Source organism: Lentzea sp. NPDC005914, from assembly GCF_040629405.1.
GTDB lineage: Bacteria > Actinomycetota > Actinomycetes > Mycobacteriales > Pseudonocardiaceae > Lentzea.
Map to the genome: position 1 here is coordinate 109,671 of NZ_JBEXVQ010000006.1, position 13,643 is coordinate 123,313.

The 13,643-nt window shown below is 69.1% G+C and carries 13 protein-coding genes; 6 read left to right on the forward strand and 7 right to left on the reverse strand.

Annotation, left to right across the window (positions count from 1 at the left end):
* Nucleotides 1-18: 18 nt before the first annotated feature.
* Nucleotides 19-978 (reverse strand): beta-eliminating lyase-related protein, encoded by a 960-nt coding sequence (locus tag ABZ345_RS10370; protein WP_359845147.1) that lies wholly within the window; start codon nucleotides 976-978, stop codon nucleotides 19-21.
* Between the two features lie 22 nt (nucleotides 979-1,000).
* Nucleotides 1,001-2,062 (reverse strand): hypothetical protein, encoded by a 1,062-nt coding sequence (locus tag ABZ345_RS10375; RefSeq protein ID WP_359845150.1) that lies wholly within the window; start codon nucleotides 2,060-2,062, stop codon nucleotides 1,001-1,003.
* Nucleotides 2,063-2,105: 43 nt separating this feature from the next.
* On the opposite strand from ABZ345_RS10375, the gene ABZ345_RS10380 reads away from it, so the two are divergent.
* On the forward strand, nucleotides 2,106-3,299 hold the full coding sequence (locus ABZ345_RS10380) for an 8-amino-7-oxononanoate synthase (protein WP_359845153.1): 1,194 nt from the start codon (nucleotides 2,106-2,108) through the stop codon (nucleotides 3,297-3,299).
* Nucleotides 3,300-3,403: 104 nt separating this feature from the next.
* On the opposite strand, the gene ABZ345_RS10385 is transcribed toward ABZ345_RS10380, so the two are convergent.
* Together ABZ345_RS10385 and ABZ345_RS10390 are read right to left on the reverse strand one after the other, a co-directional pair.
* On the reverse strand, nucleotides 3,404-3,862 hold the full coding sequence (locus tag ABZ345_RS10385; protein ID WP_359845156.1) for a GNAT family N-acetyltransferase: 459 nt from the start codon (nucleotides 3,860-3,862) through the stop codon (nucleotides 3,404-3,406).
* A gap of 13 nt (nucleotides 3,863-3,875) precedes the next feature.
* Nucleotides 3,876-4,610: a serine protease gene (locus tag ABZ345_RS10390; RefSeq protein WP_359845159.1), complete on the reverse strand. Its 735-nt coding sequence runs from the start codon at nucleotides 4,608-4,610 to the stop codon at nucleotides 3,876-3,878.
* Between the two features lie 148 nt (nucleotides 4,611-4,758).
* Here ABZ345_RS10390 and ABZ345_RS10395 point away from each other — a divergent pair, with 148 nt between their 5' ends.
* Together ABZ345_RS10395 and ABZ345_RS10400 are read left to right on the forward strand one after the other, a co-directional pair.
* Complete coding sequence (locus ABZ345_RS10395) at nucleotides 4,759-5,367, forward strand: LysE family translocator (RefSeq protein ID WP_359845162.1); 609 nt, start codon at nucleotides 4,759-4,761, stop codon at nucleotides 5,365-5,367.
* 15 nt (nucleotides 5,368-5,382) lie between these two features.
* Entirely contained in the window at nucleotides 5,383-7,590 is a 2,208-nt protein-coding gene (locus ABZ345_RS10400) for a tetratricopeptide repeat protein (RefSeq protein ID WP_359845165.1), read from the forward strand.
* Here ABZ345_RS10400 and ABZ345_RS10405 read toward each other — a convergent pair.
* Genes ABZ345_RS10405 through ABZ345_RS10415 form a run of 3 tightly spaced genes read right to left on the reverse strand, consistent with a single transcriptional unit; the run spans nucleotide 7,578 to nucleotide 10,137 of the window.
* Nucleotides 7,578-8,300 carry a serine protease gene (locus ABZ345_RS10405; protein ID WP_359845168.1) on the reverse strand — a complete coding sequence of 241 codons (723 nt, stop codon included), beginning with the start codon at nucleotides 8,298-8,300 and terminating at the stop codon, nucleotides 7,578-7,580. The genes ABZ345_RS10400 and ABZ345_RS10405 overlap by 13 nt on opposite strands.
* Before the next feature lie 22 nt (nucleotides 8,301-8,322).
* A complete protein-coding gene (locus tag ABZ345_RS10410) occupies nucleotides 8,323-9,099 on the reverse strand; it encodes a serine protease (RefSeq protein WP_359845171.1) in 777 nt (258 codons plus the stop codon).
* A 15-nt stretch (nucleotides 9,100-9,114) separates the two neighbouring features.
* On the reverse strand, nucleotides 9,115-10,137 hold the full coding sequence (locus ABZ345_RS10415) for a M48 family metallopeptidase (RefSeq protein ID WP_359845173.1): 1,023 nt from the start codon (nucleotides 10,135-10,137) through the stop codon (nucleotides 9,115-9,117).
* Between the two features lie 69 nt (nucleotides 10,138-10,206).
* Here ABZ345_RS10415 and ABZ345_RS10420 point away from each other — a divergent pair, with 69 nt between their 5' ends.
* Genes ABZ345_RS10420 through ABZ345_RS10430 form a run of 3 tightly spaced genes read left to right on the forward strand, consistent with a single transcriptional unit; the run spans nucleotide 10,207 to nucleotide 13,641 of the window.
* The gene (locus ABZ345_RS10420) at nucleotides 10,207-11,100 is read left to right on the forward strand and encodes an alpha/beta hydrolase (protein ID WP_359845176.1); all 894 of its coding nucleotides are present in this window, start codon (nucleotides 10,207-10,209) and stop codon (nucleotides 11,098-11,100) included.
* A 34-nt stretch (nucleotides 11,101-11,134) separates the two neighbouring features.
* Nucleotides 11,135-13,009: an ABC transporter ATP-binding protein gene (locus tag ABZ345_RS10425; RefSeq protein WP_359845179.1), complete on the forward strand. Its 1,875-nt coding sequence runs from the start codon at nucleotides 11,135-11,137 to the stop codon at nucleotides 13,007-13,009.
* The gene (locus ABZ345_RS10430) at nucleotides 13,006-13,641 is read left to right on the forward strand and encodes a CatB-related O-acetyltransferase (protein ID WP_359845182.1); all 636 of its coding nucleotides are present in this window, start codon (nucleotides 13,006-13,008) and stop codon (nucleotides 13,639-13,641) included. The genes ABZ345_RS10425 and ABZ345_RS10430 overlap by 4 nt, the downstream gene beginning before the upstream one ends.
* The last annotated feature ends 2 nt before the right edge of the window (nucleotides 13,642-13,643 follow it).

Genomic DNA, 13,643 nt, shown 5'->3' on the forward strand with positions numbered 1-13,643 from the left:
CCAGGTGAGCGACATCGCTCAGAGCAGGCTCTGGAAGTGCGCCCACGCCTCCTCGACCTCGTCCGCCGTCCACTCCAGCGCGGGCTCGGCGATCGTGACCTCGTTCTTCGCGAGCGTGCCGTCCCGCCAGAAGTTGCCGAGGAACTTGCCGCTGACCTCGGTCAGGTGCTTCGGATCGCCGGGCAGGTGCAGCGCGAACTGGTGGGTGTGCGGTTCCGGCAGGCCCATCGCCGCCGCCACGACCTTGGCGTGCTCGACGTACGTGCCGAGCTTCGGCAGGACGGTGTCGAGGCCGTGCAACGCCGAAAGCGCCGCTGGCCACTGCTGGAACAGCATGCCGCCGTAGCGGTGCCGCCACACCCGAGCCTGGTCGACGAAGTCCTGGCTGCCCGCGAGTGCCGCGCCGGAGACTCCCTCCAGCGACTTGTAGAACGACACGTAGACCGAGTCGAACAGGCCGGCGATCTCGGCCAGCGGCTTGCCCAGGCCGAACGTGCTCTCCCACAGCCGCGCGCCGTCGAGGTGCACGACCGCGTCCCGTTCACGGGCGGCGTCCACCGTCTCGGTCAGCTCGTCCCAGGTCGGCAGGATGAACCCGGCTTCGCGGTCCGGCACCTCCAGCAGCAGCGTCCCGAACGGCTCAGGACAGGTCGCGACCTCGGAGTTGCGCACCTTGATCGGACGGAGACCGGACAGCACGGTCAGCGCGTCGTCCTCGTGGTTGAGCGGGTGCGCCTGCGGATGCATCGCCACGATCGGGTTGTGCGTGCGGTCGGCCCAGCACTTCAGCGCGATCTGCTGCGCCATGGTCCCGGTCGGCACGAACAACGCGGCCTCGGTGCCCAGCAACTGCGCGACCCGCGCCTCCAGCGCGCCCACCGGGCCGCCGTCGCCGTACCGGTCGGGGTCGACGTCCGGCACGGGGCCGAGCCTCTCCAGCAGCGTCTTCTTGCGGGTTCCCGAGAGCTGACGATTCATCACCCGAGCATCAAACCTCAGGTCAGCGACTCACGGCCACCGACTTCGGCGCGCGGAACGACAGCAGGTTCAGCCACTGCGGATCCTCACCGACCAGGTGCAACGACGGCTCGTGCTCCGCCACGGTCCGCAACGTCACCGCGGTCTCCAACCGAGCCAGACCGGCGCCGAGACAGAAGTGGCGGCCGTAGCCGAACGCGAGGTGCCTGGGGTCGTTCTCCTTGCCGCTCAACAACAACACGAGCTCCGCACCGGCAGGAACGCGAACACCGGACAGCACGACCTCACGAGCAGTCAGCCGCCGCCAGGTCACCACGGGCGTGTCGGTCCGCAGCACGTCCTCCACGAACGACTCCGCGACACCCGGCACGCCCAGACGTGCCCACAACGCGCGGTCCTGCAGCGCACGACGCAACGCCGTGGACAGCAACTGAGTCGTCGTCTCCTGGCCCGCGATCAGCAGGAAGTAGCAGAGGCCGGCGGAGTCCTCGGCGGACACACCGGCGTCGGCCAGTGCTTCGAAGAGCTCGCCGTCCCGTGCGTGGTAACGCTTGATCAGCCACTGGTGGAAGTCGCCGACGTCGTCGACGAGCTCCAGCTGGCGTTCGGTGGAGATGTTGCCCCAGAAGAACTCCAGGGAACCCGTGCTCCAGCGCTTGAGCGTCGGGATGTCGACGTTCTCCAGGCCGAGGAGGTCCATCAGCACGATGGCGGGCGTGTCCCAGGCCAGGTCGTGCACGAGATCCGTGCCACCCAGGCGTTCCAAAACGAGCTCACGGATGCGAGGCTCCGCGGCGGCGACCCGAACCGGCGTGAAGAACGACGCGACGAGTCTGCGCAGGCCGGCGTGGGACTCGGAACCGTTGTTCGCGAGCGTCGGCGGCAGCGAGAAACGGGCCCTCACCAGGGCGCGCAACGCGGCCGGCGCGACCGGCGTGACGGCGGTCAGGGCGTTGTCGGGCAGGTAGGTGACAGGATCGGCGAGGATCGCGCGCACGTCGTCGTAACCCGACACCACCCAGCGGCCGTCGCAGAACTGCACCGGCGAGGTGAGTTCGGCGCGCGTGAAGGTGAACAGGTCCACGAGCGGCACGCTAGTCGGCGGATGGGAGACTCTGGCGGTGACCGTGAGCACAACTGAGGCGATTTCCAGTGGTGGTGAGTCCACGTTCGACTGGATCGACGTCCGTTCTGAAGCGAGGGCCAAGGCGGGTCTGACCCGCCGTCTCCGGCCGCGCACCTCGGACTCGACGGACCTCGACCTCGCCAGCAACGACTACCTCGGGCTCGCGAAGGACAAGCGCGTCGCCGGTGCCGCGGCCGCCGCCACGTTGAAGTGGGGTGCGGGCTCCACGGGGTCACGCCTGGTCACGGGGTCGACGGAACTGCACGCCGAACTGGAGTACGAGCTCGCGAACTTCTGCGGCTCGCAGTCGGCGCTGGTGTTCAGCAGCGGCTACCTGGCGAACCTCGCCGCGGTCACGGCGTTGTCCGGCCCCGGCACGGCGATCGTCGCCGACCAGCACATCCACGCGTCGCTGATCGACGGCACGCGGCTGTCCAAGGCGGACGTGGTCGTCGCGGACCATTGCGACGTCGGCAAGGTCCGGCACGCTCTGGAGACCCGCGGCAAGCGACGCGCGATCGTGGTCACGGACTCGGTGTTCTCCGTCGACGGCGACATCGCGCCTTTGAACGAGCTGCACGAGGCCTGCCGCGCCACCGGTGCCGCGCTCGTGGTCGACGACGCGCACGGGCTCGGTGTCGTCGGGCCCGGAGGACGAGGTGCGGTCGCCGAGGCGGGCATCATCAAGGCGCCGGACGTCATCACGACTCTGACGCTGAGCAAGTCGCTGGGCGCGCAGGGTGGTGCGGTGCTCGGGCCGAGCCGGGTGATCAAGCACCTGATCGACACCGCGCGCACGTTCATCTTCGACACCGGGCTCGCACCTTCGAGCGCGGCGGCGGCCCTCGCGGCGATCAAGATCCTGCGCGAGGAGCCGGACCGTCCCTCGCGCGCGCTGGCCGTGGCGCACGACCTGTCGAACCGGCTCAAGGAAGCCGGTTTTCAGGTGAGCACGCCGACGGCCGCCGTGGTGAGCGTGCGGGCTCCGTCGCCGGAGCAGGCGTTCCAGTGGGCCGAGAACTGCCGGACCAACGGCGTGGTCGTCGGGTGCTTCCGGCCGCCGTCGGTGCCGGACCAGATCAGCCGGCTGCGGCTGACCGCGCGGGCCGACCTGACCGAGGCGGAGATCGAACGCGCGGTGCGGGTGATCAGGGAGTGCGCGGCGGCCGCGGGTGTGGAGCCTCGGTCTCGGTGAGGCCGGCGCGCGGCATCGAGGCGTGCGGACCATCCGCATGCCGTCCTCGATGAACGCCGCGCTCTCGGGAAAGAAGCCGCACGGCTGGCGTGGAGCGCGCCGCGTCAGGGCGTGCGCACCATCCGCATGTGCGGGATGCCGTCCTCGATGAACTCCGCACCCTCCACCACGAACCCGAACGACGCGTAGAAGTCCGTCACGTACGTCTGCGCGTCGAGCACGCACGGCGTGGTGCCCACGTCGACCAGCGCGGCCTGCATCAACCGCCGGCTGAAGCCGCGGCCACGGGCCATGCGGGCCGTGGCGACGCGGCCGATGCGGAACGTGCCGTCGGGCTCCTCGACCAGGCGCAGGTACGCGAGCGGGTCGTGTGATCCGTCGGCTTCCAGCCAGAAGTGCCGGGTGCCCTGGTCCAGGTCGTGGCCGTCGACGTCGGCGTAGACGCAGTTCTGCTCGACTACGAAGACGTCCTGACGCAGACGCAGGATGGCGTAGAGCTGGCCGGGGCTCAGGTCGAGGCCCCACTGCCGGCGCAGAGTGGCGGGAAACGGTGTGGTTCGCACCGCACCTTGGATATCAGAAGCCCAGCACGGACCGGTAGTGAGCCAGACGGGTGTAGACACCCGGTTCGTCCGCCCGCGCACAGCCTCGGCCGAACGAGACGACACCCGCCAGCCTGCCCCGCACCACCAGGGGGCCGCCGGAATCGCCCGTGCACGCGTCACGGTTTCCTCGTCCTGCGCACAACATCGCACCCGGCCGGAAATCCGGCTCCTTCAGCATGCACTCCTGGTCCGACAAGATCGGCACGGTGACCTTGCGCAGGGTCATGGACGGCGGGGTGTTCTCGGCGGTGCGGCCCCAGCCGAGCACCATGCCCTCGTCGCCGACCTCGCCGAGCGCGATCGTCCGATACGGCAACGAGCGTTCCAGGGTCAGGATCGCCACGTCGTCGCCCTTGGTGACCTCGCGGTAGTCGGGGTGCCGCCACACGTCGACGACCTGAGCTTCGACGCCCTCGTCGTGGGAGCGCAGGTCGGTGCGGCCGGCGACCACGCGCACCTGGTCGGCCGGGCGCTGGTTCTTGCCCAGCACGCCCTTCAGCGTCACGCAGTGGGCGGCCGTCATGACCTTGTCCGGGGCCACCAGCGCGCCGCCGCAGATCAGCTGGCCGTCCGTGGTGGTGATTGCCACAACCCACGGGGTGTCGGCCACCCGCGCGGGTGTCCCCCCAACGATCGCATCAGCGGAGGAAGTACCGCTGACCAGCGCGATCACCGCCACCAGCACGGCAAGCCGCTTACCCCTCACGGACCACTCCTCGTTGCGCCAGGTGGACGATTGGTCACCAACGGTAGCGATCGCGCTAGGACGGCGTCAAAACCGGAGATTCTCGTGTTAGTGTCCAGTCAGGCCGGAGATTTTGCGGTCAGTGGCACAAATCACGGGGGTATGTACGGTGTTGTTCGACTTCGGCCAGGTTCCGGCCTTTCTCATCGCGTGCGCGGTCATCATCGTGACCCCCGGTGTTGACGCGTTCCTGTTGCTGCGCACGTCACTGCGGTCGGGCACGCGTTCGGGACTGCTCGCGCTGGCGGGCATCCACTCGGCCGCCGCGGTGCAGGTCGCGCTGGTGATCTCGGGGCTCGGCGTGGTGCTCGCGCAGTACCCGATGGTGCTCACGGCGCTGCGCTGGATCGGTGCCGCCTACCTGCTCTACCTGGCGGTTTCCATCACGCGGGGCCTCCTCAAGCGATCAGCCGCGGAGCCGGAGGAGGTCATGAGCACCAGGCCGTTCCGCCAGGGCTTCCTGACCAACATCACAAACCCGAAGATGATCCTGTTCTCGCTCGCGTTCCTGCCGCAGTTCATCGGATCGGGTGAACCGGCACCGCAACTCGCGATGCTCGCCGTGCTGTTCCTCGGACTCGCCGCGATCTGGGAGCTGATGATCGTGCTGGCGGCCTCCCGCATGGCCGGGAAGCTCAAGCGGCCCGGCGTGACCACGGCACTGGACGCGGTCTGCGCGGCGGTCTTCCTGACCATGTCCGTGGGGCTTGTGCTCTGAGGCAGACTCGATCTCGTGGCGGATCGACTGCAGGCCCTGCGCGACGCTCTGGCCGCGCACCCCGGTGAGCCCGTGTCGTTCGACCGACTGGTCGCCGAGGTCTGGCCGGACGATCCGCCGAAGCACCCGCGAGCGGCGCTGCGCACGCTGGTCCAACGGCTCCGCACCACCGAGCGCGTGATCACCGAACCGTCCGGTTACCGGCTCGTCCTCCGCCCGCCCGCGCCCTGCCAGCTCCCCGCGGACCTGCCTGATTTCGTTGGCAGGAAAGAGGAAATCGCACGACTGCGCCTGTTGGACGCACCGGTGCGGGCGATCACCGGCCTGCCGGGGGTCGGCAAGACCGTGCTCGCCGTGCGGGAGGCACACCGGTTGCGCGAGCAGTTCCCGGACGGCCAGCTGTACGTCAACCTGCGCGGCTACTCCACCGGGCCGTCGATGACCGTCGAGCAGGCGCTCGCCCGGTTCGTGAAGGTGCTCGGCGGCGGCCCGGACGACGACTACCGCGAGCTGCTGCGCAATCGGCGGGTGCTGGTGGTGCTCGACAACGCGACCGAGGACGTGATCGCCCCGCTGCTCCCCGAGGTGCCCGGCTGCGTCGCACTGGTCACCAGCCGCGCGGAAATGCCGATGTTCCCACAGGTCAACCTGGGTGTGCTGGCGGATCGGGAAGCACGCGAGCTGCTCGAGCGGATGCGCGTCGAGGGCGACCCGAGCGAACTGATCGAGCTGTGTGCGCGGCTGCCGCTGGCACTGCGCATCGCCGGGGCGAACCTCGCCGGCCGTCACCTGCCGGACTACGTGGCGGAACTGCGCGAGCACCGGCTGGAGGCGTTGGAGATCGAGGAGGACCACACCGCCGTGCGGGCGGCGTTCGACCTCTCCTACCGGAAGCTGCCGGAACGGGCGCGGCGGACGTTCGACTTCCTCGGCGCCGTGCCCGGTCCGGACATCCCGCGCGCGCTCGCGGGTGACACCATCGACGAGCTCGTCGCGGCGAACCTGGTGCAGAGCAACGGAAACGACCGCTACCAGCTGCACGACCTGCTGCGCCTGTACGCGCATTCCCGTGCGACACAGCAAGACCGGCGCACGGTCTTCGACTTCTACCTCGCCAGGGCGGACGGTGCCGACGCCGCCCTGAACGCCGGATTCACCCGGCTGCTGCCACCCGTGCCGGACGCCGTGCCGTTCGCGGACGAACACGAGGCCCAGGCGTGGTTCGAGGCCGAGCGGCTGAACCTCGTCGCGCTGGCCGAGGACCAACCGGACGCCGCGCTGGTCGCCGCGCTGCGCGCACACCTGTCCCTCACCGGGCCCTTCGCCGACCTGCGCTCGATCGCCCGTGCCGCCCTCGCCCGGGAGACCGGGCAACGCGCGGCCGCGATGCGCGTGTGCCTCGGGTATCTCGACTACCGCTTCGGTGAGCACCGCTCGGCCATCGAGCACTGCGAGCGGGCGATCGCCGAGTTCCGGGCGGCCGGCCGGCAGGCGGAGGAGTCCGTGGCGCTCAACATGCTCGCCGGCGCCTATCACAGCCTCGGCGAGCTCGATCTCGCGCGCAGGCATCTCGGTGCCGCGATCGAGCTGTACCTGGCGAACGACCTGAAGCCGAACCTCATCGGCGGCCTCGGCAACCTCGGGTTGCTGGAGATGGAGCTCGGCAACCTCGACGGCGCGGAGAAGACGCAACGGCGAGCGATCGGGCTGGCACGCGAGATCGACTACGTGAGCCAGCTCGCGAACCAGCTCGGCAACCTCGGCACGGTGCTGACCGCGCGGAAGAAGTTCGCTGAGGCCGAGGAGGCCTTCCGCGAGGCGCTGGAACTGGCCGGGCGGCACGGCCTGCGTCCGATCGAGATGTTCGTGCTGGTCGAGTTCGCCGAGCTGTTCACCACCACCGGCAGACGTGACGAGGCCCGCGACCACGCTCTGCGCGCGCTCGAGATGTCCGGGCAGGACAACCCGTTCGTCGAGGTCAACGCCCGCCTGGTGCTCGCGGGGTTGCATCGTTCGATCGCCGAGTACGACGACGTGCACCGGCGCGCGGCCGACGCCGAGTTCCGGCTCCTGGAAGTGCTCGCGCTCGCGGGCAAAGCGGCTCTGCTACGCGAAAACGGCGCCGCGGAAGCCGCGAACACGGTGTGCCACAAGGCGATCGAGCGCGCGGAGGCGGCCGGGTTCCGCTACCGCGCGGATCTGGTGCGCGCTCAGCTCAAGTAGGTCGTGACGCGCGTGTAGACCCCGGGCGTGTTCGGGCGAGCGCACCCGATGCCCCACGACACGATGCCCGCCAGCCTGCCTTCGACCACGAACGGGCCGCCGGAGTCGTCGATGCACGAGTCGATCCCGCCCTCCGGGTACCCGGCGCAGAACATGGCCTCGGCGTCGTACCGCGCGTACACCCCGGCGCACTGCTCGTCCGCCATGATCGGGATGGAAGCCTTGTGCAGCAACGGACTCTTGTTCGTGTCGCTCTCCGCCTGCCGCCCCCACCCGTACACGACGCCGACGTTGCGAGCCGCGTACACAGCTGTCGTGGCGGCCACCGGCAGCACCTCGTACGGCATGGGCTGAGCGAGCATCAGCAGCGCGATGTCCTTGCCCCGCGAGGGAGTCGAGTAGCCCTCGGCGATCTGGTACTTCTCTACGACCGACGCGGAACCGCCGTCGGTGCGCAGATCCAGCCTGCCACCGACCACGGTGATCGAGCTGGGCGTGCGGCCGTGGACGCAGTGCGCCGCCGTGGCCACCAGACCGGACCCGACCAGCGCGCCTCCGCAGAACTGGTAGCCCGACGACGTCGTCAGGGCGACCATCCACGGCGCCTCGCCGGCGTTCTCGACCACGACTCCGCCGACGACTCTGGGCTCGGCCTGCGAAGGGGGCGCCGTGATCACGAGCAGAGCCAGAACCGCTGCCAGCAGACGCATGCACCCCACTGAACCCAGGGGCCTACCGGTCGACAACTCCAGTCGGCAAAGCATCCACGACCGGGTGAAGGTCCTTCGCGTAGCGGGAGAGCCGGACGTAGACGCCGGGCTTGCCCCTGCGCGCACAACCCTCGCCCCACGACGTGACGCCGACGAGCTTGCCGTCCGCGACGATCGGGCCACCCGAGTCGCCCTGGCAGGTGTCGACCTTGCCGCCCTCGTAGCCCGCGCAGAACATGTCCGTCTTCACGAACTGCGGGTACGCCTCGACGCAGTAGTCGTCGGGCAGCACCGGCAGCACGGCCTGCATGAGGAAACGCGACGTCTTGCCGTTCTCGCTGGTACGGCCCCAGCCGAGCGCCCGCAGCTGCGTGCCGGGCTGGTAGAGCGCCCGATCGGTCAGTTCCGCGATGGGCAGCGGGGCGTAGGGCAGCGCCTTCTTGAGCGTCAGGACGGCGACGTCCTCACCCTCGTCGGCCGCGACGTACTGCCTGTGGATCCAGATGTCCGCGGGCGTCACCGACACCCCGGAGTCGCGGTCCTGCTTGTCCTCGCGGCCGGCGACGACGCGCAGGTCACGAGGTGCACGGCCGAGGGCGCAGTGGGCCGCGGTGAGCACCTTCGTCGGCGCGACGATCGTGCCTCCGCAGAACTGCGCGCCGGTGTCGTCGGTGAGGTAGACGGCCCACGGGCTGGCCTCGATCGAGGCCCGCTCGCCGCCGATGACCTGCTCACCGGCGGCAGCGGTGCCGCTCGAAACCAGCATGGCCGACACAACCAGCACCAGGAGTCGTCTCATGACTCCAGATGGTAGCTACTCCGATGCTCCATTCGGAGCAAACTTGCTCCAGGCCCTGCCCGCGGCACCCATTACGGTCTCGCCGATGTCGTTGATCGTCTTGATCAACGGGTCGGCGGAGTTGCCCATGGACTCCTTGTACGAGCGGGCGGCGGACTTCACGTCGTCCGTGAGGTTGCTCGCCGGCCGGTCGTCCTCGCGGCGCGGGTACGTGCCGGTCAGGATCTCGCGGTACTCCTCGGTCGCCGACCAGCGCTGCAGCTCGGCGGCCCGTACCACGACCAGCGGGTGCGAACGGTGCTCGGTGTGCAGGAGCTTGAGGAGGCTGTCGCGGATGTCCTCGACCTCCTCGTACTCCTTGGCCTGGGCGAGGAACGACGCGATGTCGACCTGGCCACCGAGGTCGCCCGCCATCGCGAGGTGCGTGCGCAACGCGGCCTGCGGGTCCTGGCACGCGAGCAGGCCCGCCCGGTCGCACGACAGCTCGGTCTTGCGCTGCCACTCGCGCAGCGCCGCGATGACCGCCCGCATGGCGATCGCACCCGCGGGCACCCACGCGAACGACGTGGTGAGGTCGATGAGCCGGCGCAGCAGCGTGTTGTAGAGCGCGTGGCCCGACATCACGTGGCCCATCTCGTGGCCGATGAGGAACCGCAGCGACTCGTTGTCGAGCAGGTCGACCGCGCCTGTGCTGATCACGATGAACGGCTTGTCGATGCCGTAGGTGAAGCCGTAGACCTGCGCGTTGCGCTCGACGTAGAGGTCGGGGATCTCGGCGAGGTCGAACGTCGCCGCCACCTCGTTGCGGATCCTGTCGAGCTGCGGGTACTGCTTCGGGCCGACCCGCACGGAGGAAGCCACCTGAAGCAGGCGCTCACCCCGCTCGGAGAAGGCTCCGGCGACCGCCTTGAGAATCGGTGCCACGGCGGGCACCGCCCTCAGCACCGCGAGGGCGCCTCGGTCGGCAGGGTGTTCATAGGCGCGCGGGCTCATGCCGACGAAGCGCACCCTCGATGACTGCTCAATATCCCCCGTCACACCCCCAGGTTAGACACGATCCGGACAAGGCTGCACGGAATCGGCGCCGGATGGTTGCAAACTGACGCGGTGACCGACGAAGACACCACCGTCCTGCCGCTGCGTGGCGGTGCCTCCGCGACCCTGGTCCGCAGGCGTGCCGTGGCCAACGACCGCGGCGCGATCCTCTACGTGCACGGGTTCGCCGACTACTTCTTCCAGGAGCACGTGGCCGAGCACTACACGGCCCAGGGCTACGACTTCTACGCCGTCGACCTGCGCGGATACGGCCGGTCGTTGCGCGACGGCGAGCTGCCGAACTACACGACCGACATCGCGGTGTACTTCGAGGAGATCGACGCCGCCGTCGCCAAGGTTCGTGAAGACCATTCGCGTGTGGTGCTGATGGGCCACTCGACCGGCGGACTCACCACGTCGTTGTGGGCGCACGAACGGCGCTCCAGCGACCTGATCAGCGCGTTGGTGCTCAACAGCCCGTGGCTGGACGTCGTCGAGCCGCCGTTCGTGCGCCAGCTGGTGCGCCTGATCGGGCAGGTCGCGCCGAAGGTGAAGATCCGCGCGAACCTCGGCGACGCCTACGGGTCGGCGATCCACAGTTCGCGCAACGGCGAGTGGGACTTCGACCTGAAGTGGAAGCCGCTCGCGGGGTTCCCGGTGCTCGCCGGGTGGATCCGGGCGATCCTCATCGCGCAGGAGAAGGTCCACAACGGACTCGACGTGCGGGTGCCCGTGCTGGTGCTGCACTCGTCCCGGAGCATGTTGAACGCCAAACAGTGGAGCGAGGACGTGTCCAAGGCGGACGCGGTGCTCGACGTCGAGGGCATGAGGAAGTGGGGCCCGAAGATCGGATCATCGGTCAAGGTCGTGGAGATCGAGGCCGGCATGCACGACCTGTTCCTGTCGCCCGAGCCCGTTCGCGCGGCGGCGCTGGCCGAGGTCGACGAGTTCCTGAAAACAGCTTGACCTCGTCATAGGTCGAAGTTCGAGACTGGTCGTCATGAACATCGACTTCAACGCCTGGTACGCGCTCGAAAGCGCGATGCAGGACGAGAAAAATCGTCGCGTCAGCCGGGCGACGTTGAAGCGCGTCGCCCGGTTCGCACGGCCGCAGCGCCGTGCCGTCTACGCGCTGCTGGCCACCAGTTCGGTCGCCGCCGTGCTCGCGGTCGCCTCGCCGGTGCTGGCCGGACGCGTGGTCGACCAGATCGTCGGTGGCCGCGACCTGGGGCTGATCATCTGGCTCGCGGTGGCCATCGCGGGGGTGGCGGTGCTGGAGGCCGGGTTCTCGCTGGCCGAGCGGTGGCAGTCGTCGCGGGTCGGTGAGGACCTGATCCTGCGGCTGCGGCAGGCCGTTTTCGATCACGTGCAACGGATGCCGATCGCGTTCTTCACCCGCACGCGCACCGGAGCGTTGGTCTCGCGGCTGAACAACGACGTGATCGCGGCACAACGGGCGTTCTCCGAGACGATCTCCGGCGTCGTCACGAACATCATCGCCCTGATCCTGACCCTGATCGTGATGCTGACGCTGTCGTGGCAGGTCACCGTGCTCGCGATGGTGCTGTTGCCGATCTTCCTGATCCCGGCGCGGCGGATGGGCCGCCGCCTGGCGTCGATGCACCGCGAGGCGGCGAACCTCGACTCGGCGATGACCACCCAGATGACCGAGCGCTTCTCGGCGCCGGGTGCGACGTTGATCAAGCTGTTCGGGCGGCCCGCGTTGGAGAGCGCTGAGTTCGGGTCGCGGGCGCGGCGGGTGCGTGACATCGGCGTGCGAACGGCCGTGGCGCAGTGGTTGTTCCTCGTGGCGTTGACGCTGGTGTCGTCGTTGGCGTTGGCTCTCGTCTACGGGCTGGGTGGGTATTTCGCGATCGCCGGGCAGATGGCACCGGGCACGATCGTGACGCTCGCTTTGTTGTTGACCAGGTTGTACGGGCCGTTGACCGCGTTGGCCGGTGCACGGGTGGATGTGATGACCGCGCTGGTGTCGTTCGAGCGGGTCTTCGAGGTGCTGGACCTGCCGCCGCTGATCAAGGAGAAGGACTCCCCGGTGCCCGTTCCCGAGGGCCCGGTCTCCGTGGAGTTCTCGGACGTCCGGTTCGCCTACCCGTCCGCGGACAAGGTGTCGCTGGCGTCGCTGGAAGAGGTCGCGTCGCTCGACACCCGCGGTGGGGACGAGATCCTCGGCGGAGTGTCGTTCGAGGCCGCGCCCGGTTCGCTGATCGCACTGGTGGGCGCGTCCGGTGCGGGCAAGTCGACGATCGCGTCCTTGGTGCCTCGCCTGTACGACACGGACTCGGGATCCATTCGACTGTCCGGTGTGGACGTTCGCGAGCTCTCGTTCGACTCGATCCGCGAAACCGTGGGCATGGTGACGCAGGACGGGCACCTGTTCCACGAGTCGATCGGGGCGAACCTGCGGCTGGCCGCGCCCTCCGCGTCGGACGAGGAACTGTGGGACGCGCTGACGCGGGCACGGCTGGCGGACCTGGTGGCGTCGCTGCCCGACCAGCTCGACACCGTTGTGGGTGAACGGGGTTACCGGCTGTCGGGTGGTGAGCGGCAACGGCTGACGATCGCGCGGTTGCTGCTGGCCAAGCCGCGCGTGGTGATCCTGGACGAGGCCACGGCGCACCTGGACTCGCGGTCGGAGGCGGCGGTGCAGGAGGCGCTGGTCGAGGCACTGGCGGGACGGACGTCGCTGGTGATCGCGCACCGGCTGTCGACGATCCGCGCGGCGGACCAGATCCTGGTCGTGGACCGGGGGCAGATCGTCGAGCGTGGTACGCATGAGGCGTTGCTGGCGCTGGAAGGCCACTACGCCAAGTTGTACCGGACGCAGTTCAGCGAAGAGCCGATCGGAGCACCGTGAGTGTCATCCCGTCGCCCGACAACGTCTACCCGTTGCCGGACATCGCCCGGACTGTGCAGCTGCGGCCGTTGGTGAAGAACCCGCAGATCGTCGTCGGCGAGTACACCTACTACGACGATCCGTTGCACGCCACGGAGTTCGAGCAGCGCAACGTGCTCTACAACTTCGGGCGGGAGAAGCTGGTCATCGGGCGGTACTGCGCGCTGGCCGAGGGGGTCCGGTTCATCATGTCCGGGGCCAACCACCGGATGGACGGGGTGTCGACGTTCCCGTTCACGATCTTCGGCGGGCTGTGGGGCGAGAGGGCGCTCGACATCGAGCTGGGTGCGCCTACGCGTGGGGACACGGTGGTGGGCAACGACGTCTGGATCGGGTACCAGGCTTTGATCATGCCGGGGGTGCGGATCGGGAACGGGGCGATCATCGCCGCCGGGTCCGTCGTGGTGTCGGACGTTCCCGCTTACGGGATCGTGGGCGGGAACCCCGCTCAGGTGCTTCGCCGACGGTACAGCGACTCGGACGTCGAGCTGCTGGAGGAGATCGCCTGGTGGGACTGGCCGGTGGAGAAGATCACCGAGCATCTGCGCGTGATCATGGCCGGGACGCCTGCCGAGCTGGCGGCGCTCGCCTGAGG

What these genes read in the sequence shown, in the direction of transcription:
- ABZ345_RS10370 (WP_359845147.1), bottom strand. Translation starts at nt 978, where the DNA reads ATGAATCGTCAGCTCTCGGGAACCCGCAAGAAGACGCTGCTGGAGAGG.
- ABZ345_RS10405 (WP_359845168.1), bottom strand. Translation starts at nt 8,300, where the DNA reads ATGCGTCTGCTGGCAGCGGTTCTGGCTCTGCTCGTGATCACGGCGCCC.
- ABZ345_RS10410 (WP_359845171.1), bottom strand. Translation starts at nt 9,099, where the DNA reads ATGAGACGACTCCTGGTGCTGGTTGTGTCGGCCATGCTGGTTTCGAGC.
- ABZ345_RS10425 (WP_359845179.1), top strand. Translation starts at nt 11,135, where the DNA reads ATGAACATCGACTTCAACGCCTGGTACGCGCTCGAAAGCGCGATGCAG.